Source organism: Microbacterium neungamense (assembly GCF_024971095.1).
Taxonomy (GTDB): domain Bacteria; phylum Actinomycetota; class Actinomycetes; order Actinomycetales; family Microbacteriaceae; genus Microbacterium; species Microbacterium neungamense.
Genome location: NZ_CP069717.1, coordinates 2,253,136 through 2,274,700 on the forward strand (window position 1 = coordinate 2,253,136; position 21,565 = coordinate 2,274,700).

Here is a 21,565-nt window from a genome sequence, read left to right on the forward strand (position 1 = left end):
CCGGCGGTCGGCGATGCCGTGCCGCGCTGCCGGATTACGCCTCCGGTTCGCCGGCGATCAGCGCGCGCAGCCAGTCGCGGGCCTCGACGAAGACCTCGTCGGCGTAGCGCTCGGGGTACTGCACGATGCGCCGGTCCGCGCGCGGGTACGAGCCGAGGAACACGACGCGCGGGCTGAACCGGCGGATGCCGAGCAGGGCGTCCGCCATCCGCTCGTCGAGGATGTGCCCGTCTGCGTCGAGCACGAAGCGGTAGCGGCCGAGCTCGTCGCCGATCGGGCGGGACTCGATCAGCGAGAGGTTGATGCCGCGCGTGGAGAACTGCTCGAGCAGTTCGAGCAGAGCGCCGGGGTGGTCCTCGGGCAGCTCGACGATGAGGGACGTCTTGTCCGCGCCGGTGGGGGCCGGCGGCACGGTGGTGCGCGTGACCAGGACGAACCGGGTCACCGCGTTCTCGTTGTCGCCGATGTCCTCCGCGAGCACGGCGAGGTCGTGGTGCTGGACGATGCCGGGGGCGGCGATCGCGGCCTGCGCCGGAAGCGTGCCGTCGAGGATGCCGAGGGCGGAGGCGACGTTGCTCGCCGCGGGGACGTGCGAGTGCGTGGGCAGGTGGCGCCCGAGCCAGCCGTGGCACTGCGCGTAGGCCACCGGATGCGCGGCGATGACGTTCACGTCGTCCAGGGTCGTGCCCGGCGAGGCGACCAGCACGAAGTTGACTCTGACCAGGTACTCTCCGAGGATCCGCAGCCCCGGCTTGGTCGCGAGCGCGTCCAGGGTGGTGGAGACGCCCCCCTCGATGGAGTTCTCGATCGCGATCATCGCGGCGTCGCTGCGCCCCTCGAGCACCTCGGCGAGCGCCTCGCCGACGTTGTGCACCGGGTTCCAGATGTGGCCGCGCGCCTCGGGGACCTGCTCGAGCGCCGCCTCCGTGAAGGTTCCGGCGGGACCCAGATAGCTGTAGGTGCGGCGTTCGGTCACGGCGCCAGCCTAGACGACGCCCCGCACCCGCGCCTTCGCGCGGCCATGTGCAGTTCCCGCGGCCGGATTCCGGCATCCGGTCCGCGCGAAGCGCACAAGGCCGCGGCAACAGCACTGCGGACACGGATTCGGCGGCGGATGGCGCCGGACCCGGGGGCGGATGCCTCTGGGGGCGGGCATCCGAAACATCGGAACCCCGAGGGTGCGCATCCGCCGCAGGCGGGGCAGACTATCGGCATGACGAGCCGAGCCGGCCTCCCCGCGGAGGAAAAAGACCTCATCGACGTCGACGAGCTGATCGCCGCCTACTACGACCGCCATCCGGATCCGGCGGATCCCGGGCAGCGCGTCGTGTTCGGCACCAGCGGGCACCGCGGCTCATCCCTGTCGACGAGCTTCAACGAGGACCACATCCTCGCCACCACGCAGGCGATCGTCGACTACCGGCGCGAGCAGGGCATCGAGGGGCCGCTGTTCCTCGGCCGCGACACGCACGCGCTGTCCCTGCCCGCCGAGCGCAGCGCCATCGAGGTGCTCATCGCGAACGGCGTCGACGTCCGTGTCGACGCGCGCGACTCGTGGGTGCCGACTCCGGCTCTCAGCCACGCCATCCTCACCTACAACCGCGGCCGCGAGGCATCCGACCCCGGCCGCGCCGACGGCATCGTGGTGACCCCGAGCCACAACCCGCCCCGCGACGGCGGCTTCAAGTACAACCCGCCGCACGGCGGCCCCGCCGACACCGACGCCACCGGCTGGATCGCGGCGCGCGCGAACGAACTGATCGCCGCCGGTCTCGAGGGCGTGCAGCGCACCCGCTACGCCGACATCGACGCGGAGACCATCGGCGAGTACGACTTCCGCGACGCGTACGTGCGCGACCTGCCCTCGATCATCGACGTCGAGGCGATCAAGCGCGCGGGCGTCCGCATCGGCGCCGACCCGATGGGCGGCGCGTCGGTGGAGTACTGGGCGCTGATCGCCGAGATGCACGGGCTCGACCTCACGGTGGTGAACCCGGAGGTCGACCCGACCTGGCGGTTCATGACGCTGGACTGGGACGAGAAGATCCGGATGGATCCGTCCTCGCCGAGCGCGATGGCGTCGCTGGTCGCCAAGAAGGGCGACTACGACGTGCTCACCGGCAACGACGCGGACGCCGACCGGCACGGGATCGTGACCCCGGATGCCGGGCTGATGAACCCGAACCACTACCTCGCCGTCGCGATCGACTACCTGTTCTCGCACCGGCCGGAGTGGCCGCGGGATGCCGCGATCGGCAAGACTCTGGTGTCGTCCATGATCATCGACCGGGTCGCCGAGTCGCTGGGACGGCGGCTGCTGGAGGTGCCGGTCGGGTTCAAGTGGTTCGTGCCGGGGCTGCTGGACGGCTCCGTGGCCTTCGGCGGCGAGGAGTCGGCCGGCGCCTCGTTCCTGCGGCGGGACGGCAGCGTGTGGTCGACCGACAAGGACGGCATCCTGCTGTGCCTGCTGGCCGCGGAGATCATCGCGGTCACCGGCAAGACGCCGTCCGAGCGGTACCGCGAGCTGGAGCAGGCGTTCGGCGCATCCGCGTACCAGCGTGTGGACGCGCCGGCGACGCCGGAGCAGAAGGCGACGCTCGGCAAGCTGTCGCCGGATGCCGTGACCGCGACCTCCCTCGCCGGTGAGGAGATCACGGCCAAGCTGTCGCACGCCCCGGGCAACGGCGCGGCGATCGGCGGCCTGAAGGTGCAGACCGAGCACGCCTGGTTCGCCGCCCGCCCGTCCGGCACGGAGGACGTCTACAAGCTGTACGCCGAGAGCCTGCGCGGCCCGGAGCACCTCGCCCAGGTGCAGGAGGAGGCTCGCGCCGTCGTCGCCGCAGCCCTGGGCGGCTGAGACCCCGTTCCTCTCCGGGGAGGGAGGGGCGACGGCGGGGCGACGGCGGCGGGGACGGCGGGGCGACGGCGGGGGGACAGCGGGGCGCCACCGGACGGTACCGTATGGGCATGGGGCGTAGCGAGGGATCCCGGCTCGGGCGCGACGACTGGGCGCGTGCGGCGTTCGAGATGTTCAGCGCGTCGGGCCTGAGCGCGGTCGCGGTCGAGCGCGTCGCCGAGGCTCTCGGGGCGACCAAGGGCAGCTTCTATTGGCACTTCCGCAACCGCGGCGAGCTGGTGAACGCCGTCCTGGAGCTCTGGCTGGCCGAGACCGAGGAGATCATCGACGACATCGTCGGGATCTCCGATCCTCGTGAGCGGCTGCGCCTGCTCTTCGAGCGCGTGTTCGCCCTGGTGCCGCGTGATCGGGCGGAGCTGGATCTCCTGCGCCGGACGGATGATCCGGCCGTGGCCGCCGCGATCGAACGGGTCAGCGCCCGGCGCGTCGCCTTCATGACCGAGAGCCTGACCGCGGCCGGCCTCGCCCCCGGCGTCGCGCACGACCGCGCGGTTCAGGCGTACGCGATGTGGCTCGGCCTGCTGCAGCTGCAGGCGTCGCTGCCGGCGCTGATGCCCGCGACCGCGGCGGAGCGGGACCGGTTCGTCCAGTCGGCGCTGGGCGTTCTCGACGGGCTCCTCCCCGCGCGCGAGTGAAAGCCGCGGAGGCGGAGAGACCATTGCCGGTGTCCATACGCCGGTGTATGGTCAAACCATACGCAACCGTATGGAGGAACAGATGGTGCGGAACATCCACGAGCGCGTGGTCGCCGGCACCCCGGACGAGGTCTGGGACGTGCTCATCGACTTCGGGGCCCTCTATCCCGCCAGCAGCGGGACGTTCGCGCTGCCGGACGGTGTCTTCCCCGGCGCCCCGGTGCGGCACGACCGCGTCGCGTATCGCGTCGGGGAGGTGGAGCCGGGCCGCCGGCTCTGGTTCGACGTCGGACGCGCGATGCCCCGCGGGCACGGCGTCGAGCTCTTCGCGGTGGAAAGAGGGACCCTCGTCCGGCATTCCATCGACAGCCCGCTGCGCGGACTGTTCGCGCTGCTCTGGCCGATCACGCTGCGCCGGCAGCACGACCGCGCGATCGAGGGACTCCTGGACAACCTCGAGCGCGCCATGGCCCGCAAGGCCGCGCGGACGCCGTAAGCCCGAAGGGCGCCGTAAGCCCACGGATGCCGCGAGCCCGCGGATGCCGTGAGCCCGCGCGTGCCTTCAGCCCGCCGATGCCGTAAGCCCACGGAGGCCGTGAGGCCGCGCATCGGGGCCGATCAGCGCTCCGAGGCCCCGGGTGAGCTGGCGCGGACGAGGACCTCCAGCGTCGCGTCGGGCTGCGACCAGTCGGGGTCGACGGCGGCACGGAACGCCTGGTAGCCGAGATCGCTCAGGGGCACGCGCACGGTGGTGAGCTGCGGGGTCACGTCCCGACTGACCGGCACGTCGCCGAAGCCGCAGATCGCGATGTCGTCGCCGACGCGGCGGCCGGCCTCACGGATCGCGGTCATCGCACCGATCGCCACGACGTCGCTGAGCGCGAACACCAGCGTGCCCGGCTCGATCCCGTCGGCCAGTGCGGCGGACATCGTCACGGCGCCCGATTCGCGCTCGAAGGTGCCGCGGTAGGTGCGCTCGACCGTGCCGCCTCCGGATGCGAAACCGGCGCGGAACCCGGCGAGGCGGTCGTCCGAGGTGCGCACGCCCTCGGCGGCGCCCAGGGCGACCGCCTCGCCGGTATCCGAGCCGGGCCATCTCGCGGCCCAGCCGCTCCGCCCCGCCGCGGTTGTCGATGATGCACCGATCGCCGCCGGGCCCGAAGGTGACCGAACGGCCGCCCAGGGCGCGGAGCGCCTCGAGCTCGGTCACGGTTCCGCTCTCGTTCTCGTCGGTGCGCGAGGCCGCGAGGATCACCCCGCGGGGGCGCTGACCGCGCAGCGCCCGGAGGATGCGGGCCTCCCGCTCGGGGTCGCGCTCAGTGATAGCGATCGTGACGATCAGGCCCTGCTCGTCGGCGCCACGTGCGACCCCGGAGGCGATGAGACCGAAATACGGGTCGGCGATGTCGGCGACGAGCAGCGCGATCACCGCGGAGGTGCCGCGCGCGGTGGCCAGGGAGACGCCGGCCGCACGCGCGACCTCATGCAGCGTGGGGGGCCCTTCCGGATCCGGCCCCCCGCCTCTCGGGGACTCATAGCGCGAGCCTAGCGGGGCGGGTGCGGGGAGACGGCGGCGCCGAAGGACGCGGCGGCCGCCGATTCTCGGAGCACCAGCTCGGTGGGGATGACGGATGCCGCGGGCGCGGGCGCCGCCTCGATGTCGGCGACCAGCGCGGCGACGGCGGTGCGGGCGAGCGCGGTGAAGTCCTGGCGCACCGTGGTGAGCGGCGGCCGGTAGTTGGCGGCGTCCGGCACGTCGTCGAAGCCGACCACGCTGACGTCCTCGGGCACGCGGCGGCCGCTCTCGGTGAGGCCGCGGATCAGGCCGAGCGCCATCTGGTCGTTGGCGCAGAAGACCGCGCCGGCGGTGGCGAGGGCGGATGCGGCGGCGTACCCGCTGTCGGCCGACCAGTCCCCGCGCACGACGGGCGGCGCCGGGATGCCGGCGCGCTCGAGGGTCTCGCGCCAGCCGCGCTCGCGCTCGGCGGCGGCGTAGGACCCTTCGGGGCCGGCGAGGTGGTCGACCGACGGATGCCCGAGAGCGAGCAGCCGTCCGGTCGCGGCGGCGGCGCCGTCGGCGTGGTCGCTCTGCACCGACCGGAAGGGCGAGCCGTGCGGCGCATCGATGACGACGAGGCGGAGATCGCCGGGGACGCGGTCGCGGTCGAGGAGAGCGGATGCCTCGTTCAGGACGATCAGGCCGTCGACGCCCTGGTCTCGGAGCGTGTCGAAGGCCCCGTCGATCGCGGCCGCCGTCGGGCCCGCGGTGACCACGGTGAGGGCGTAGCCGCGCTCGGCGGCGGTCTCGGCGACCCCCTGCAGCGTCCGCGAGTTGCCGACCGTCGCGAGCGTCGTGACCACCAGCCCGATGGTGTGCGAGCGGCCGGTGCGCAGCGCGCGGGCGGCGCGGTGCGGGCGGTAGCCCAGCTCAGCCATGGCCTCCTCGACCCGGGCCCGCGTGGCGGGATCCACCCGCGGGCTGCCGTTCACGACCCGCGACACCGTCTGCCCGGACACCCCGGCGCGCGCCGCCACCTGCGCCATCGACACCCGGCGCCCGTCACTCACCATCACGCTCCTCCCCTCCGCCGCACGATCCGTCGCCGTCTCCCGCTGTGTTGACGTTAGCACGGCGGAGGGCTACCGTGTTGACGTGAACATGGACCAGTCCGCCGAGCAGCGCGCCGAGCAGCGCGCCGAGACCCTGACCGCCGGCGTGGTGAAGCGGGCGACGCGGCTCGCCGACGGCCGCGAGCTCTTCTACTACGACGATCCCGACACCGCTCTCGGGCCGGAACGGCGGATCGACCGGCGCACCCTCGACGCCCGCCCGCAGACGGCGACGATGCGGCAGGACGTGCTCACCGGCGACTGGATCACCTACGCCACCCAGCGCCAGAACCGGGTCATGCTGCCCGGCGCGGACGCCGACCCGCTCGCCCCGCAGACCGACGTCAACCCGTCCGAGATCCCGTCGCACTACGACGTCGCGGTGTTCGAAAACCGCTCCCCCGCGTTCGGCCCCGCCCTCGCCGAGGCGACCGGCGGCGCGCCGGCGGCATCCGATCCGCCGCGCGGGCTCGACGACCTCGCGCACCTCGGCCTCGGGCGCACCCGCACCAGCGTCGGGCGGTGCGAGGTGGTCTGCTTCAGCCCCGAGCACGAGGGCTCGTTCGGCACCCAGACCGTCACCCGCGCGCGCACCGTCATCGAGGCCTGGGCCGACCGCACCGCCGCGCTCTCCGCGCTCCCCGGCATCGCGCAGGTCTTCCCGTTCGAGAACCGCGGCGAGGCCATCGGCGTCACCCTGCCGCATCCGCACGGCCAGATCTACGCCTACCCCTACATCACCCCCCGCACCACCCGGCTGCTGGACAGCATCGACCGCTCCGCACCCGACCTGTTCGCGCGCGTCCTCGCCTTCGAGCAGGCATCCGACCGGGTGGTGCTGCAGGGCGAGCACTGGACCGCTTACGTGCCGTTCGCCGCGCGCTGGCCCCTCGAGGTGCACCTGCTGCCGCACCGGCACGCGCCCGACTTCGCCGCCCTCAGCGGGGAGGAGCGCGACGAGCTCGCCCCGCTCTACCTGCGCCTGCTGCGCGGCGTGGACGCTCTGTACCCCACGCCGACCCCGTATATCGCGGCGTGGCACCAGGCGCCCGTGCACACCGGCCGCGACACGGTGCGGATGCGGCTGGAGCTGACCAGCCCGCGCCGGGCGGCGGACAAGATGAAGTTCCTGGCCGGCTCGGAGGCGGCGATGGGCGCGTGGACCGCGGAGATCCTGCCCGAGGACACCGCCGAGCGGCTGCGCGCCGCGATCGCATCCGTCACGGAGGAGACCCGATGAACGCCCAGGACCTGTTCCGCCGGATCACCGGCCGCGCCCCGGCCGGCGTCTGGTCGGCGCCGGGGCGGGTGAACCTCATCGGCGAGCACACCGACTACAACGAGGGTTTCGTGCTGCCCTTCGCCATCCCGCACCGGACGTCGGCGGCCGTGCGGATGCGGGAGGACGGCCGGATCCGGGTCGCCTCGACCTTCGCCGCGGAGCCCGTGGAGGTCGGGCTCGACGAACTGGACGCGCTGTTCCCGGTGACCCTTCGCCGAGCTCAGGGCCCGGGAGAGGCTCAAGGCCCGGGAGAGGCTCAAGGCCCGGGAGAGGCTCAGGTTCCGGCGGTTCCGGCGTGGGCGGCGTACCCGCTCGGGGTCGCGTGGGCGCTGCGGCATGCAGTGGACGCCCGCGCAGGGTCCGCACTGCCGGGCGTCGACATCGCGATCTCCTCCGACGTGCCGGTGGGCGCCGGGCTCTCCTCGTCGGCCGCGATCGAGGGCGCCGTCGCCGTCGCGCTGAACGAGCTGTGGGCGCTCAGGCTGGATCCCGTCGCGCTCGCCCGCGCTGGGCGACGCGCCGAGAACGAGGCCGTGGGCGCCCCCACCGGCATCATGGACCAGATGGCCTCGATGCTCGGCCGCGCCGACGCCGCCACCTTCCTCGACTGCCGCTCCCTGGAGACCAGGTCCATCCCGACCGGCTTCGCCGCCGAGGGGCTGGAGGTGCTCGTGATCGACACCCGCGTCACGCACTCGCATTCCAGCGGCGGGTACCGCGAGCGCCGCGAAGCCTGCGAGCGGGGCGCCGCACTGCTCGGCATCCGCTCGCTGCGCGACGCGACCGTCGACGACCTGCCGCGCGCGGCGGAGCTCATGGACGACGTGACGTTCCGCCGGGTGCGCCACGTCGTCACCGAGAACCAGCGGGTGCTCGACACCGTCGCAGCCCTCCGCACACACGGCCCCCGCGCGATCGGCGACCTGCTCACCGCGTCCCACGCATCCATGCGCGACGACTTCGAGATCTCCGTGCCCGAGCTCGACACGGCCGTCGAGTCGGCGCTCGCGGCCGGTGCGCTCGGGGCCCGGATGACCGGCGGGGGCTTCGGCGGCGCGGCGATCGCGCTCGTCGAGCGCGACGCCGTGGAGCGGGTGACGGATGCCGTGGCGGCCGCCTTCGCGGCATCCGGCTTCACCGCACCGCACCAGTTCACCGTCGCCCCGTCCGAGGGGCCGCGCCGGGACATCTGAGACCGCCTGACAGAATGGACGGTGCGCACGAGCGCGACGGAAGGAGTCCCATGTCCTGGCTTGTCACCGGCGGCGCCGGCTACATCGGAGCGCACGTGGTGCGCGCGCTGGCATCGGCGGGCATCGCCCCGGTCGTCCTCGACGACCTCTCCAGCGGCCGGGCGTCCTTCGTCCCCGCCGACGTTCCGCTCGTCGAGGGCAGCATCCTCGACCGCGAGCTGATGGAGCGCGCCCTGCGCGAGCACGACGTGGAGGGCGTGATCCACGTCGCCGGCTTCAAGTACGCCGGGGTCTCGGTGCAGCGGCCCCTGCACACCTACGCGCAGAACGTCGAGGGCACCCGCATCGTGCTCGAGGCGATGGAGGCCGCCGGCGTCGACCGGATCGTGTTCTCGTCCAGCGCCGCCGTCTACGGCACCCCGGACGTCGACCAGGTCACCGAGGACACCCCGAAGCGGCCCGCCAGCCCGTACGGCGAGTCGAAGCTGATCGGCGAATGGCTGCTGCGCGACCAGGGCATCGCGACGGCCGAGAGCGACAAGCCGCTGCGGCACACCTCGCTGCGGTACTTCAACGTGGTCGGCTCCGCCGACCCGACCGTGTACGACGTCAGCCCGCACAACCTGTTCCCGATCGTGTTCGAGGCCCTGCTGGCCGGGGACACCCCGCGGATCAACGGCGACGACTACGACACCCCGGACGGCACCAACGTCCGCGACTACGTGCACGTCGGCGACATCGCCGCCGCGCACGTCGCCGCCGCCCAGCGGCTCACCGCCGGCGAGCCGATCGAACCCGCCTACAACCTCGGCTCCGGAGACGGCCTCAGCGTGAAGCAGATCATGGATGCCATGGCCCGGGTGACCGGCATCGACTTCACCCCCGTGATCGGGCCGCGCCGGCCCGGCGACCCGGACCGGATCGTGGCGTCCGGCGAGCTGGCGGCGCGGGACCTCGACTGGAAGATGCGGTACTCGGTGGACGAGATGGTGCAGACGGGCTGGGAGGCGCGGCGCAGCGCCGGCTGACGGATCTGTGGGGGCGGGACAGCTGGTGCGCGATGTGCGGGTGCGGCAGGCCGTACGCGGGGATGCGCCGGGGATCGCTGTGGTGCACGTGCGGGCGTGGCAGGAGGCGTACCGGGGGCTGATGCCGCAGGACGTGCTGGACGGGCTGTCGGTCGAGCAGCGCGAGAACGGCTGGGACGCGATCCTGCGCGACCCGAGGCCGAACTCGCTCACACTCGTCGCCGAGCGCGACGGCTCGATCGTCGGCTGGGCCAGCATCGGCGCCGCCCGGTTCTACGAGCGGAACGGCTGGATCGCCGACGGCGCGACCAAGGTCGAGGAGCGGCCAGGACTCGTGCTGCACGAGCGCCGCCACGTGAAGCGCTTCCGCTGACACCGCCGACCACCTGCTGCCGCGAAATCGGAAGCTTTCGGCACAGATTTCTACGAAATCAGTTGCAAATCGCCGTACACACTGTCAAGATCGTCGCATGACCGAGAAGCCGAAGCACGCGGTCCTGGACGACGTCTCCAAGCGGATCATCGAACTGCTCCAGGAGGACGGGCGACGTCCGTACGCCGACATCGGCCGTGCCGTCGGGCTCAGCGAGGCGGCGGTGCGGCAGCGGGTGCAACGGCTCACCGAGGCGGGCATCATGCAGATCGTCGCGGTGACCGACCCGCGGCAGCTCGGGTTCTCCCGCATGGCGATGATCGGCATCCGCGTCGACGGCGATCCGCGGGAGGCGGCCGAGGCGCTCTCGCAGATCACGGAGATCGCGTACGTCGTCGTCACGCTCGGCTCCTTCGACATCCTGGCGGAGGCGGTGTGCGAGACCGACGAGGACCTGCTGTCGCTGGTCGCCACCCGAGTGCGCGCGATCCCCGGCGTCTCGCACACCGAATGCTTCCTCTACGCCGGCCTGCACAAGGACTTCTACAACTGGGGCACACGCTGACGCCGTCGCCCCCGCATCCGCCCCTCACATCGAAGTGATCATGGGAACCACCGTCTTCGAACGACGGCGCCCGGACGACGCCGTCGTCGACCACGCGCTCAGCGGCGCCCGCCGCGGCGTGTTCTGGCTCGAGGACGTCGAACGTCCGCAGCATCCGCCGGTGCGCGGCACCGTGCGCACCGACCTCGCCGTCGTCGGCGGCGGGTACGCGGGCCTGTGGACCGCCGTGCGGGCGAGGGAGCGCGACCCCGACCGGCGCGTGCTGCTGCTCGAAGCCGCCCGCATCGGATGGGCGGCGTCCGGCCGCAACGGGGGCTTCTGCGCGGCCAGCCTCACCCACGGACGCGAGAACGGCCGGCGCCGCTGGCCGGGCGAGATCGACCGGCTCGACGAGCTCGGGATGCGCAACCTGGGCGAGATCGAGGAGACCGTCGCCCGGTACGACATGGACGTCGACTGGGAGCGCACCGGCGAGATGCACGTCGCCACCGAGCCGCACCAGGTGGAGTGGATGCGGGAGGAGGGCCATTTCCTCGACCAGGAGGCGGTCCGCGCCGAGGTGCACTCCCCCACCTACCTCGCCGGATCCTGGAACCCGGCGGCGTGCGCCATGGTGCATCCGGGCAAGCTCGCGGTCGAGCTGGCGCGCGTGGCCGCCGAGCTCGGCGTGGAGATCCACGAGGGCAGCCGGGTCACGGGCATCAGCGGCCGGGGGACCCAGACGCTCGCCATCGACGGTGGCGGCCGGGTCGTGGCGGACCACGTCGCGCTCGCCACGAACGTGTTCCCGTCGCTGCTCCGGCGCAACCGGCTGATGACCGTGCCCGTCTACGACCATGTGCTGATGACCGAGCCGCTCACGGCAGCACAGCTGAGCGCCATCGGCTGGCGGAACCGGCAGGGGATCGCCGACAGCGCGAACCAGTTCCACTATTACCGGCTCACCGCCGACGGCCGCATCCTGTTCGGCGGGTACGACGCGATCTACCACTTCGGCGGGCGGGTGCGGGCGGCGTACGAGGACCGGCCGGAGAGCTTCCGCCGGCTGGCTGCGCACTTCTTCGCGACCTTCCCGCAGCTGGAGGGTCTGCAGTTCAGCCACCGCTGGGCCGGCGCGATCGACACCTGCAGCCGGTTCTGCGCCTTCTTCGGTCTGGCCCGCGCCGGCCGCGTCGCCTACGCGGCCGGCTTCACCGGGCTCGGCGTCAGCGCCACCCGCTTCGCGGCGGACGTGATGCTCGACCGGCTGTCGGGCCTTGAGACCGAGCGCACCGAGTTCGAGATGGTGCGCACGCGGCCGATCCCGTTCCCTCCCGAACCGGCCGCGGCGATCGGCATCAATCTCGTCCGCGCCTCGATGGATCGCGCGGACCACAACGAGGGCCGCCGCAACCTCTTCCTGAAGACCCTGGATGCGGTCGGGATGGGCTTCGACTCCTGAGCGCCGCGGAGTGCCATAACCGGGCCGCCGGCGCAAGCGTCATCCGGGCCGTCGCCGGCCGCGGGATACTGGGCGTGGGAGGGGAGATGAGCGAGGGGCCGGTCGTCGAGACGCGTGAGGGGCCGGTGCGCGGCATCCGCCGGGATCACGACGTCGCGTTCCTGGGCATCCCGTACGCCGCGCCGCCCACCGGCGAGCGCCGCTTCCTCGCGCCGCAGCCGGTGCGGCCGTGGACCCAGGTGCGGGACGCCACCCGGTACGGGCCCACCCCGCAGCGCCGCGAGGAGCCGAACGCCCTCATCCCCGAGCCGAGCATCCCCGGCGCGGAGACGCTCAACCTGAACGTGTTCACCCCGGCGGCCGACGACGGCGGCCGGCCGGTGCTGGTGTGGATCCACGGCGGCGGCTTCTCGGCGGGGTCGGCTGCGAGCCCGTGGTACGACGGCGGCACGTTCACCCGGGACGGGGTGGTCGTGGTCACTCTGTCCTACCGGCTCGGCTTCGACGGCTTCGGCGTCATCGACGGGGCCCCCGACAACCGCGGCGTGCGTGACTGGATCGCGGCCCTGGAGTGGGTGCAGCGCAACATCGCCGCCTTCGGCGGCAGTCCCGACCGCGTCACGATCGGCGGGCACTCCGCCGGCGGCGGGGCGGTGCTCGCCCTGCTCGGGATGCCGGCCGCGCAGCACCTGTTCGGCGCCGTGATGTCCTTCTCCGGGGCGATCGCCGACATCCCCCGCGACCTGGCGCGGCAGCGCAGCATCCGCCTCGCCGAGATGGTCGGCGTGGAGCCGACGCTGGACGGCTTCCGCGGGGCGACCGAGCGCGAGCTCACCCGACGGCAGTACCAGGCGTCGCTGCTCGGCAAGCGGGGGCTCGCCGCCACCCTGGCGGCGCTGCGCGACGGGCTGCCGTGGGGTCCGGTCATCGACGGGGAGCTCATCCCGCAGCCGACGGTCGACTCCTTCCGCGACGGCGTCGGCGCCGACAAGCCGCTGCTGCTGGGCGCGACCGACGACGAGTTCACCACGGCGATCGAGACCGCCCCGCGGGTGCTGCGCCGGCTGCCCCGGCACCTGCTGCTGCGGATCGTGGAGCGGGACGCCGGGCGGCGACGCAGCTGGCGGCGGTCGAATCGGGCGCTGCGGCGCAACGCCGTGGGCACGCTGGGCCGCTACGTCGCCGACGAGGTGTTCCGCTCGCTGGTGGTCGCGGTCGCGGAGGCGCGGCGGGACGCCCCGACCTGGGTGTACCGGTTCGCGTGGGTGTCGCCGACGCTGGGCTGGTCGTGCCACTGCCTGGACGTGCCGTTCTGGTGGGACGTGCTGCACGGGCCCCGGGTCGCGCCGATCGCCGGCCGCCGCCCGCCGCAGCGCGTCGCGGACGAGATGCACGGCGCCGCCGCGGCCTTCGTCAGGCAGCACGACCCGGGCTGGCCGGCCTGGGCGAGCAGCCCCGGCACGGCCCGGGTGTTCGGCGCCGACGAGGGCCCGGAGGTGTCGTCGACGGCGTACGACGGGGCGGTGCCGCTGGTCTGAGGGCCCGGCCCCTCGCCGGCGACTCAGCGCACCGGCTCGAGCCGCGGGATCTCGTGGCGGTGCGGGGTGCCGAAGCGGTGCGCGGTGACCGAGACGGCCTGCTCGCGCACGAAGGGGAGCATCTCGATCCGCCCGGCGGACACCACCGGGTTGGCGTAGATGGCCAGGCTCGGCGCCCCCTTCACGGCCTGCGCGGTCTCGGTCGCGGGGGCGCCGATGAGACGCACCCGGCCGTCGGCGGCGGCGAGTCGACCGGCGTGCGCCGCCCACGCGGCGGCGTCCTCCGTGACCACCGCGACGCCGTGGCGGCCGAGCCAGGCGAGCGTGGGCGCGGGCAGCGGCTCGCGGACGCTGACCGTGACGTGCGCACGGGTCCGCAGGCCCGCGGCGACGACGCGGACGAGCTCGGCGACGCGGCCGCCCTCGAACCGCACCGTGACCGGCACCGCCTGGTAGCGCAGCGCGTTCTGCTCGGTGACCAGCCCGGTCGCGTCGCGCACGACGCCGAACTCGTCCTCCCAGGCGGCGATGTCGGTCGCCAGAGCACCGCGCAGCCACGCCGCATCCGCCTCGTCGACGCCGGCCGAGAGCGCGCTCTCGGCGAGCGCGTCCAGGGCGCGGTCGGCGGTGACCGGCGCGTCCTCCCAGTCGGCGAGGCCGACGAGGTAGTTCGGGCCGCCGGCCTTGGCCCCGGCGCCGACCGCGGCCTTCTTCCAGCCGCCGAACGGCTGGCGCTGCACGATCGCCCCGGTGGTGCCGCGGTTGACGTACACGTTCCCCGCCTCGACGCGGGCGAGCCAGCGCTGGATCTCCTCCTCGTCCAGCGCGTGCAGACCGGAGGTGAGGCCGTAGTCGATCTCGTTGACGATGTCGATCGCCTCGTCGAGCGTCTCGGCGGTCATGATCCCGAGCACAGGGCCGAAGTACTCGACCTTGTGGAACTCGCTGCCGCGCTTCACACCGTCGCGGATGCCCGGCAGCCACAGCTGACCGGCGTCGTCGAGCTTCTGCGGCTCGAGCAGCCAGGACTCCCCCGCGTGCAGGGTGGTCAAGGCGCCGAGCAGCTTGCCCTCGGCCGGCCCGATCAGCGGCCCGATCCGGCTGGTGCCGTCACTCGGCTCGCCGACCGGGTACGAGGTGACGGCGTCGAGGAGCTGACGGCGGAACCGTTCCGAGGTCGCGACCGAGCCGACGAGGATCACCAGCGACGCGGCGGAGCACTTCTGGCCGGCGTGGCCGAAGGCCGAGTAGGCGACGTCCTTCGCGGCGAGATCGAGGTCGGCCGACGGGGTGACGATGATGGCGTTCTTGCCGCTGGTCTCTGCCAGCAGCGGCAGGTCGGCCCGGAAGCCGCGGAACAGCTCGGCGGTCTCGTAGCCGCCGGTGAGGATCACGCGCTCCACGGCCGGGTCGCTGACCAGTTGCCGGCCGAGCTCGCGACCTTCGAGCTGCACGTACTGCAGCACCTCGCGCGGCACGCCGGCCTCCCACAGCGCCTCGACCATGACGGCGCCGGAGCGGCGCGCCTGGCGGGCGGGCTTGATGATCACCGGGGAGCCGGTGGCCAGCGCCGACAGCACCGATCCGGCCGGGATCGCGACCGGGAAGTTCCACGGCGGGGTGACCACGGTGAGCCCGACGGGGCGCATCGCCGCCCCGTCGACGTGCGCCAGCATCTTCGCGCTCTCGGCGTAGTAGTGCGCGAAGTCGATCGCCTCGGACACCTCGGGGTCGCCCTGCTCGATGACCTTGCCGGCCTCGGAACCCATCACCTCGAGCAGGTCGGCGCGGCGCGCCTCGAGCACGTCGCCGGCCCGGTGCAGGATCTCGGCGCGCCCCTCGGCACCCAGCGCGCGCCAGGCCTCACCCGCCGCGACGGCCCTGGCGATCGCGGCGTCCACCTGCGCGGCCTCGCGGAGCGTGTTCGCGGCGACGGTGTCGTCGCCGAGGGTGGAGTCCTTCATGCGGGCGCGGATGCCGTCGGCCCACTCCCGGTTCGGGGCGAGGCTCGGGTCGGTGTCGGGCGTGTTCGCGAAGCCCTCGCGCGGGGCCGGTGCCGCGGGAAGCTGCCGGTTCTGCACCCGGTTCGGGGCCGGCACCTCGGCCGGGATGGTGCGGACGGATGCCAGGAACCGCTCCTTCTCGCGCTCGAACAGGGCCGGATCGCTGTCGAGGTCGAACACTGCCGACATGAAGTTCTCCTGCGAGGCGCCCTCCTCGAGACGACGGATCAGGTAGGCGATCGCGACGTCGAACTCGTCCGGGTGCACGACCGGCGTGTAGAGCAGCAGCGATCCGACGGTGCGCTTGACGACGGTCGCCTGCGCGGACGCCATGCCGAGCAGCATCTCGAACTCGACAGCCCGGTCGGCGGCGCCGGCGATCCCGCGCTTCTTCGCCAGCAGCCAGGCGAGGGCGATGTCGAAGAGGTTGTGCCCGGCGACGCCGATGCGCACGTTCTTCACGTGCTCGGGGCGCAGCGCGTAGTCGAGCACCGCCTTGTAGGAGGAGTCGGACTCCTGCTTGGTCGACCAGGTGGCCAGCGGCCAGCCGTGCGATTCGGCGTCGACGGTCTCCATCGGCAGGTTGGCGCCCTTCACGACGCGCACCTTGATCGGCGCGCCGCCGGCGGCGACGCGGGCGGCGGCCCACTCCTGCAGCCGGATCATGGCGCCGAGCGCGTCGGGCAGATAGGCCTGCAGCACGATGCCCGCCTCGAGGCTCTGGAACTCGGGGCGGTCGAGGATGCTGGTGAAGACCGCGATGGTGAGGTCGAGGTCCTTGTACTCCTCCATGTCGAGGTTGATGAACTTCCGGCCGCGGAGCGCGATGCGGTACAGCGGCAGGAGAGCCTCGGCGGCGTGCGCGACGGCGTCGTCGAACGCCCACGGGCTGTGCGGGGCGACGGTCGAGGACACCTTGATCGAGACGTAGTCGACGTCGTTGCGCTGGAGCAGGCGCCGGGTGCCCTCCAGGCGGCGCGCCGCCTCCTCCTGGCCGAGGATCGCCTCGCCGAGGAGGTTGATGTTCAGGCGCACGTCCTGCTTCTCGCGGATGCTGCGGATCGCGGCGCCGAGCTTCGCGTCGCGCGCGTCGACGATGAGGTGGCGCACCATCTGTCGCAGCACCCGGCGGCTGATCGGCACCACGATGCCGGGGAGGACAGGTGCGAGGGCGCCGCCGAGGGCGATCGCGCCGCGCAGCGGCGCGGGCAGGAACTTCGGTGTGAGCGGCACGAGCTCGCGCAGCTTGCGGGCGGCGACCCTGGTGTCCTCGGGACGCACGACGCCGTCCACGAAGCCGACGGTGAAGTCGAGGCCGTTCGGGTCGCGGAGCACGCCGGCGAGGCGCTGGGCGGCGGCGTCCACGGGGACGTCGCGGCTCTCCACGAGCCAGCGGCGCACGAGCGCGACGGCGTCGTCGGCGAGGTCGGCGAGGTCCGCGGAGGGGGTGTACGCGGATGCGGCGGCGATGGTCATGCATCCAGGATGCCGCCGCCGACCTTCCAGGAAAAGCGACGATTCCCAATGGATAATGTTCGAAAACCCCACCCAATCCCGACCCCCCACCCTGTCCTCCCATCCCGGCATCCGTCCTCCCGGCACCCTCCCCTTCACGTCACTTCGGGTTTGGGGCGGATTTCTGCGTTTGGGGCGGTGCTGCACCGCCCCAAACGCGAGAATCCGCCCCAAACCCGGGGAAAAGGAGGAGGGAGAGGGAGGAGGAGGGAGGAGGAGGGACGGGGGAGATGAGAGAGACCGATGTTCGAACTCCGACGACTGCGGATGCTGCACGAGCTGGCACTCCGCGGCACCATCGCCGAGGTGGCCGCGAACCTGTCCTACAGCCCGTCCACGGTGTCGCAGCAGCTGGCGATCCTGGAGCGCGAGGCCGGCGTTCCCCTGCTCGAGCCGGACGGCCGGCGGGTGCGCCTGACCGCGCACGGCCGGCAGCTGGCCGCGCACGCGGCGCGGGCACTCGAGCTCGACGAGGCGGCACGGGCGGCGCTGTCCGCGCACGGCGGCCTGGAGCCGGTGCGGATGGCGGCGATGCCGACGGCCGCGCAGACGATCGTGCCCGCCGCGCTGACGCTCCTCGCCGAACGGATGCCCGCACTGCGCGTCGAGGTGGCCGAGCTCGCGCCGGAGGACGGCCTGTTCGAGCTCGCCGCCCGCCGCTTCGACCTCGTCATCGCGGAGCAGTATCCGGGGCACACCCGGGAGCGGCGCGAGGGCGTGAAGCACGAGCTGCTCGGCGAGGACCCGATCCGGCTGGTGCTGCCGCCGGCCGAGGAGCCGCAGCCCCTGGCCGCGCTCCGCGACCGCGCCTGGGTGATGGAGCCGCCCGGCACCGCGGCACGGCAGTGGGCCGTGCAGCAGTGCCGGGCTGCGGGTTTCGAGCCGGACGTGCGGTTCGAGGCCACCGACCTCACCGCGCACGTCCGGCTCGTCGCGGCCGGTCACGCGGTCGGGATGCTGCCCGACCTGATCTGGGGCGACCGCCGCCCGGAGGTGACGCTCGCCCCGCTCCCGGGCGAACCGGTCCGCGAGGTGTTCACGGCGGTGCGCACCGTGGCCCGCGAGGCCGGCGGCATCCGCGCGGTGCGTTCGGCGCTGGCCGAGGCGCTGGCATCCCACCGCGACCCCGCGGGCTGACCCACCGGGGCGCGCGCTTACTCGACGACCGCGATCTCGTTCGGCGTCTCGGGCAGGCCCGCGCGGGCGATCTCCTCGCCGCCGGCGGCGTCGAGGGCGACGATCTCACGGTTCGCGGCGTCGGTCACGTACACCACATCGCCGGCGACGGCGATGGCCGGATGCGGCTGCTGCCACTCGGCCGGTCCCTCCCAGGCCTCGATCGCGTCGTGCGAGGCCGTCACCGCGCCGGTCGCCGGGTCGATCACGTGCAGCCAGCCGTCAGAGCCGATCATCAGCGCATCGCCGGACGGACCGCGCACGACGCCGCGCCAGGTGTACTCGACGCCGTCCGGCAGAGCCACCTTCTGCAGGGTCTTCGCCTCGGTGTCGACGAGGACGATGTCCGAGAGCAGGTAGCCCTCGGCATCAGGGTCGTCGTTGTAGTCCATCACCACGAGCGGGCTGTCCTCGGAGGCGTACGCGTTGCCGATCCGGCCGTACGCGTCCGGAGAGGTCAGCTTCGTGATCTCGCCGTCGTCGTACACGAGCACGCCGTTCTCGCATCCGAAGACGAGCGCCTCGTCCTTCGCCGCGCCCTCGCCGTGCACACCGGGGCAGTCGGCGTTCGCCGCGATCTCGGCACCCTCGGCATCCGTCGCGCGGATGCCGGTGCGGGCCGTGGCGTCGCCGACGGTGGTCACGAGCGTGCCGTCCTCGAGGACGACGGACACACCGTGGTGCGCCTCCACGCCCGGGACGACCTCCGCCGCGGGCAGTGTGCCGTCCATCTCGGCGAGCTCGGCGGTGTCGAAGATCGTCGTGTCGCTGGTGGCGTCGTCGTAGAGCACTGTGCGGCCGGCGTGGCGCACCACGTGCGCGGCCGCCTCGGCCGGGACCACGAGGTCGGTGAGCTCGGCGGCATCCATGTCGAGGAACTGGAAGCCCTTCGACGTGGTGACGACGACGTGCCGGTCGTCGCCGGCGGGATTCAGCCGCACGAACTCCTCCGAGGGCAGGTCCGCGATCACTTCGAGCGTCTCGCCGTCCACGACGAGCACACCGCCCTCGTAGGCGATGGCGACGCGTGGGCCGTCACCCGCCGCGGCGGCGTCGGTGTCGGTGTCTGCGGCATCGGTGTCTGCGGCGCCGGACGGCGCGGCGCATCCCGACAGCAGGACGGCTGCGATGCCGGCGGCCGCGGCGGCACGCAGCGCGCGCCCGGCCGCTGTCGACTGGCGTGTTCTCATTTTCATCGCGGGGATGCGAAGGGGAACGACAACGGCGGGGCCCTCGCTCGCGGGCCGGCCGGGCGCGGCGGCTCGCGGCGGGTCAGGCGGTGCGGATCGCCGTGCGCGGCGGTTCAGGCGGTGCGGATGACCGCGTGCGGCATCCGCTTCCGCATCACGCGGATGGCCTCGGGGCTGTGGTCGACGAGCACCGCGTCGCGGCCGAGGGCGGATGCCACGGCGCCGGTCGTGCCGGAGCCGGCGAACAGGTCGAGCACGCGGTCGCCCGGACGGCTGGATGCCTGCACGATGCGGCGCAGGATGCCCTCGGGCTTCTGCGTCGGATAGCCGGTCTTCTCCCGGCCGGTGGTCGGCACGATCGTGTGCCACCAGACATCCGTGGGCAGCTTGCCTCGCGCCGCCTTCTCGGGCGTGACGAGGCCGGGGGCCATGTACGGCTCGCGGTCGATGTCGTCGGCGTTGAACACGTGCCCGCCGGGGGTCTTCACGTAGACCAGGATCGTGTCGTGCTTGGTCGGCCAGCGCCGGCGCGACTTGGCGCCGTAGTCGTAGGCCCAGATGATCTCGTTCAGGAAGGCGTCGCGACCGAACACAGCGTCGAGCATGACCTTGGCGTAATGGGCCTCGCGATAGTCGAGGTGCAGGTAGAGGGTGCCGTCGGCGGCGAGGAGCCGCCAGGCCTCCTCGAGGCGCGGCATCAGGAAGGCGCCGTAGTCGTCGAACCGGTCGTCGTACTGGCGCAGCATCCCGCGCACGCGCTCGTACGCATGCCCGTGGAAGCCGTGACGCACCTCGCGCTCGCTCCCGCCGTCAGCCGGCGCATCCTGGGCCGGGCGGCGGGAGGTGATCACCTGGCGCTGCTGGGCGCGGCCGGTGTTGAACGGCGGGTCGAGGTAGACCAGGGTGAACGATGCCGAGGGCAGCGTGCGGGCGACCTCGAGGCTGTCGCCCTGAATGACCTCGACGGCCCCCGGCGCGGCCCCTGAGCCCGTCTCGGACCCTGAGCCCGTCGAAGGGTCCGCCCCCTCATCGGCGGCGATCACGGCACGCGATGCAGCCATGCCTCGGTCGCGAACTTCGATGCGACGAGCGCCTCGGCGTCGGCGTACTCGTCGGGTGTGATCGTGCCGTCCTCGGCGCCGGTGAGGGAGCGGAAGGTGTCCTTGAAGCGCTCGATGATCTCTGCGCGCGGCAGACCGGTCTGGCTGCGCAGCGGGTCGACGCGCTTGGCGGCAGAGACGGTGCCCTTGTCGCTGAGCTTCTCCCGGCCGATGCGCAGCACCTCGGTCATCATCTGACCGTCGATGTCGTACGACAGGGTGGCGTGGTGCAGCACGCCGCCGTTGGCCAGGCGCTTCTGCGCAGCGCCGCCGATCTTGCCGGTCGGGCTGGCGATGTCGTTCAGCGGCTGGTAGGTCGCCTCGATCCCGACGGAGCGCAGCGCCTGCAGCACCCAGTCGTCGAGGTACGCGTACGAGTCGGCGAAGGTCATGCCCTGCACGAGGGATGCCGGCACGTACAGCGAGTACGTGATGATCTGCCCGGCCGCCATGAGCATCGCCCCGCCGCCGGAGATCCGGCGCACCACGTCGAAGCCGTGCCGGGCGGCGCCCTCGGGGTCGACCTCGTTGCGGTAGGACTGGAACGAGCCGATCACGACCGCGGACTCGTTCCACTCCCAGATCCGCAGCGTGGGGCGACGCCGGCCCTCGCCGACGCGTGCGGTGAGCACCTCGTCGAGGGCGAGGTTCATCCGCGGCGAGACGGCGTGCTCGTGCACGATCTCCCAGTCGAAGTCGCGCCAGCCCGGGGCGGTGACGAGGGCGCGGCGTACCGCGGTGCCGACCGCCTCCGGGGAGAAGCCGAGCAGCTGTGCGCCGTCGGGGAGCGCCCGGCGGACGGCGGCCGCGATCGTGGCGACATCGGCCTCGGCCGGCATCCCCGTCACCGCGGTGTTGATGTCGTCGAGGGCCGTGTCCGGCTCGAGGAAGAAATCCCCGGCGAGGCGGAAGTCCCGGATCAGGCCGTTCTCGACCTCGAGGTCGACGACGACGAGCTTTCCGCCTGGGACCTTGTACTCTCCGTGCACGCAGTCCAGC

18 protein-coding genes are annotated in these 21,565 nt (G+C 73.0%); 11 read left to right on the top strand and 7 right to left on the bottom strand.

Annotated features, from left to right (window positions below):
* Positions 1–34: 34 nt before the first annotated feature.
* Complete coding sequence (gene pheA, locus JSY13_RS11040; RefSeq protein ID WP_259606707.1) at positions 35–976, bottom strand: prephenate dehydratase; 942 nt, start codon at positions 974–976, stop codon at positions 35–37.
* Positions 977–1,213: 237 nt separating this feature from the next.
* On the opposite strand from pheA, the gene pgm reads away from it, so the two are divergent.
* The 3 genes from pgm to JSY13_RS11055 all read left to right on the top strand — a co-directional run bounded on the left by pgm (position 1,214) and on the right by JSY13_RS11055 (position 4,048).
* Positions 1,214–2,857 (top strand): phosphoglucomutase (alpha-D-glucose-1,6-bisphosphate-dependent), encoded by a 1,644-nt coding sequence (gene pgm / locus JSY13_RS11045; protein WP_259606708.1) that lies wholly within the window; start codon positions 1,214–1,216, stop codon positions 2,855–2,857.
* A 110-nt stretch (positions 2,858–2,967) separates the two neighbouring features.
* Positions 2,968–3,552: a TetR/AcrR family transcriptional regulator gene (locus JSY13_RS11050; protein ID WP_259606709.1), complete on the top strand. Its 585-nt coding sequence runs from the start codon at positions 2,968–2,970 to the stop codon at positions 3,550–3,552.
* An 82-nt stretch (positions 3,553–3,634) separates the two neighbouring features.
* On the top strand, positions 3,635–4,048 hold the full coding sequence (locus JSY13_RS11055) for an SRPBCC family protein (protein ID WP_259606710.1): 414 nt from the start codon (positions 3,635–3,637) through the stop codon (positions 4,046–4,048).
* Between the two features lie 122 nt (positions 4,049–4,170).
* Here JSY13_RS11055 and JSY13_RS11060 read toward each other — a convergent pair whose 3' ends face one another.
* Together JSY13_RS11060 and JSY13_RS11065 are read right to left on the bottom strand one after the other, a co-directional pair.
* Entirely contained in the window at positions 4,171–4,596 is a 426-nt protein-coding gene (locus JSY13_RS11060; protein ID WP_259606711.1) for a substrate-binding domain-containing protein, read from the bottom strand.
* Between the two features lie 501 nt (positions 4,597–5,097).
* Entirely contained in the window at positions 5,098–6,123 is a 1,026-nt protein-coding gene (locus tag JSY13_RS11065) for a LacI family DNA-binding transcriptional regulator (RefSeq protein WP_259606712.1), read from the bottom strand.
* 88 nt (positions 6,124–6,211) lie between these two features.
* Between JSY13_RS11065 and galT the strand changes: the two genes are divergently transcribed.
* From galT to JSY13_RS11100, 7 genes are all read left to right on the top strand, one after another.
* Complete coding sequence (gene galT / locus JSY13_RS11070; protein ID WP_259608205.1) at positions 6,212–7,402, top strand: galactose-1-phosphate uridylyltransferase; 1,191 nt, start codon at positions 6,212–6,214, stop codon at positions 7,400–7,402.
* The gene (galK, locus tag JSY13_RS11075) at positions 7,399–8,637 is read left to right on the top strand and encodes a galactokinase (protein ID WP_259606713.1); all 1,239 of its coding nucleotides are present in this window, start codon (positions 7,399–7,401) and stop codon (positions 8,635–8,637) included. The genes galT and galK overlap by 4 nt, the downstream gene beginning before the upstream one ends.
* Positions 8,638–8,687: 50 nt before the next feature.
* On the top strand, positions 8,688–9,665 hold the full coding sequence (galE, locus tag JSY13_RS11080) for a UDP-glucose 4-epimerase GalE (RefSeq protein WP_259606714.1): 978 nt from the start codon (positions 8,688–8,690) through the stop codon (positions 9,663–9,665).
* 7 nt (positions 9,666–9,672) lie between these two features.
* Positions 9,673–10,038, top strand: a complete 366-nt coding sequence (locus JSY13_RS11085) for a GNAT family N-acetyltransferase (RefSeq protein WP_259606715.1) — start codon at positions 9,673–9,675, stop codon at positions 10,036–10,038.
* Positions 10,039–10,135: 97 nt separating this feature from the next.
* Positions 10,136–10,603, top strand: a complete 468-nt coding sequence (locus tag JSY13_RS11090) for an Lrp/AsnC family transcriptional regulator (protein ID WP_259606716.1) — start codon at positions 10,136–10,138, stop codon at positions 10,601–10,603.
* A 40-nt stretch (positions 10,604–10,643) separates the two neighbouring features.
* Positions 10,644–12,044 carry an NAD(P)/FAD-dependent oxidoreductase gene (locus tag JSY13_RS11095; RefSeq protein WP_259606717.1) on the top strand — a complete coding sequence of 467 codons (1,401 nt, stop codon included), beginning with the start codon at positions 10,644–10,646 and terminating at the stop codon, positions 12,042–12,044.
* A gap of 86 nt (positions 12,045–12,130) precedes the next feature.
* On the top strand, positions 12,131–13,582 hold the full coding sequence (locus tag JSY13_RS11100) for a carboxylesterase/lipase family protein (protein WP_259606718.1): 1,452 nt from the start codon (positions 12,131–12,133) through the stop codon (positions 13,580–13,582).
* Between the two features lie 23 nt (positions 13,583–13,605).
* Here the strand turns inward: JSY13_RS11100 and JSY13_RS11105 are convergent, their stop codons facing one another.
* On the bottom strand, positions 13,606–17,061 hold the full coding sequence (locus tag JSY13_RS11105; RefSeq protein ID WP_259606719.1) for a bifunctional proline dehydrogenase/L-glutamate gamma-semialdehyde dehydrogenase: 3,456 nt from the start codon (positions 17,059–17,061) through the stop codon (positions 13,606–13,608).
* 282 nt (positions 17,062–17,343) lie between these two features.
* Between JSY13_RS11105 and JSY13_RS11110 the strand changes: the two genes are divergently transcribed.
* The gene (locus JSY13_RS11110; protein WP_259606720.1) at positions 17,344–18,237 is read left to right on the top strand and encodes a LysR family transcriptional regulator; all 894 of its coding nucleotides are present in this window, start codon (positions 17,344–17,346) and stop codon (positions 18,235–18,237) included.
* 17 nt (positions 18,238–18,254) lie between these two features.
* Here the strand turns inward: JSY13_RS11110 and aztD are convergent, their stop codons facing one another.
* From aztD to lplAB, 3 genes are all read right to left on the bottom strand, one after another.
* On the bottom strand, positions 18,255–19,472 hold the full coding sequence (gene aztD, locus JSY13_RS11115) for a zinc metallochaperone AztD (RefSeq protein ID WP_259606721.1): 1,218 nt from the start codon (positions 19,470–19,472) through the stop codon (positions 18,255–18,257).
* A gap of 107 nt (positions 19,473–19,579) precedes the next feature.
* Entirely contained in the window at positions 19,580–20,527 is a 948-nt protein-coding gene (locus JSY13_RS11120; protein ID WP_259606722.1) for a DNA-methyltransferase, read from the bottom strand.
* Positions 20,506–21,555, bottom strand: coding sequence for a lipoate-protein ligase LplAB (lplAB, locus tag JSY13_RS11125; RefSeq protein ID WP_259606724.1), 1,050 nt, complete (start codon positions 21,553–21,555; stop codon positions 20,506–20,508). Before lplAB ends, JSY13_RS11120 begins: the two co-directional genes overlap by 22 nt.
* Positions 21,556–21,565 lie beyond the last annotated feature (10 nt).

Excerpts from the sequence above, each read along its gene's own strand:
- pgm (WP_259606708.1), top strand. The coding sequence starts at position 1,214 with ATGACGAGCCGAGCCGGCCTCCCCGCGGAGGAAAAAGACCTCATCGAC.
- JSY13_RS11050 (WP_259606709.1), top strand. The coding sequence starts at position 2,968 with ATGGGGCGTAGCGAGGGATCCCGGCTCGGGCGCGACGACTGGGCGCGT.
- JSY13_RS11055 (WP_259606710.1), top strand. The coding sequence starts at position 3,635 with ATGGTGCGGAACATCCACGAGCGCGTGGTCGCCGGCACCCCGGACGAG.
- JSY13_RS11065 (WP_259606712.1), bottom strand. The coding sequence starts at position 6,123 with ATGGTGAGTGACGGGCGCCGGGTGTCGATGGCGCAGGTGGCGGCGCGC.
- galT (WP_259608205.1), top strand. The coding sequence starts at position 6,212 with ATGGACCAGTCCGCCGAGCAGCGCGCCGAGCAGCGCGCCGAGACCCTG.
- galK (WP_259606713.1), top strand. The coding sequence starts at position 7,399 with ATGAACGCCCAGGACCTGTTCCGCCGGATCACCGGCCGCGCCCCGGCC.
- galE (WP_259606714.1), top strand. The coding sequence starts at position 8,688 with ATGTCCTGGCTTGTCACCGGCGGCGCCGGCTACATCGGAGCGCACGTG.
- JSY13_RS11090 (WP_259606716.1), top strand. The coding sequence starts at position 10,136 with ATGACCGAGAAGCCGAAGCACGCGGTCCTGGACGACGTCTCCAAGCGG.
- JSY13_RS11095 (WP_259606717.1), top strand. The coding sequence starts at position 10,644 with ATGGGAACCACCGTCTTCGAACGACGGCGCCCGGACGACGCCGTCGTC.
- JSY13_RS11100 (WP_259606718.1), top strand. The coding sequence starts at position 12,131 with ATGAGCGAGGGGCCGGTCGTCGAGACGCGTGAGGGGCCGGTGCGCGGC.
- JSY13_RS11105 (WP_259606719.1), bottom strand. The coding sequence starts at position 17,061 with ATGACCATCGCCGCCGCATCCGCGTACACCCCCTCCGCGGACCTCGCC.
- JSY13_RS11110 (WP_259606720.1), top strand. The coding sequence starts at position 17,344 with ATGTTCGAACTCCGACGACTGCGGATGCTGCACGAGCTGGCACTCCGC.
- aztD (WP_259606721.1), bottom strand. The coding sequence starts at position 19,472 with ATGAAAATGAGAACACGCCAGTCGACAGCGGCCGGGCGCGCGCTGCGT.
- JSY13_RS11120 (WP_259606722.1), bottom strand. The coding sequence starts at position 20,527 with ATGGCTGCATCGCGTGCCGTGATCGCCGCCGATGAGGGGGCGGACCCT.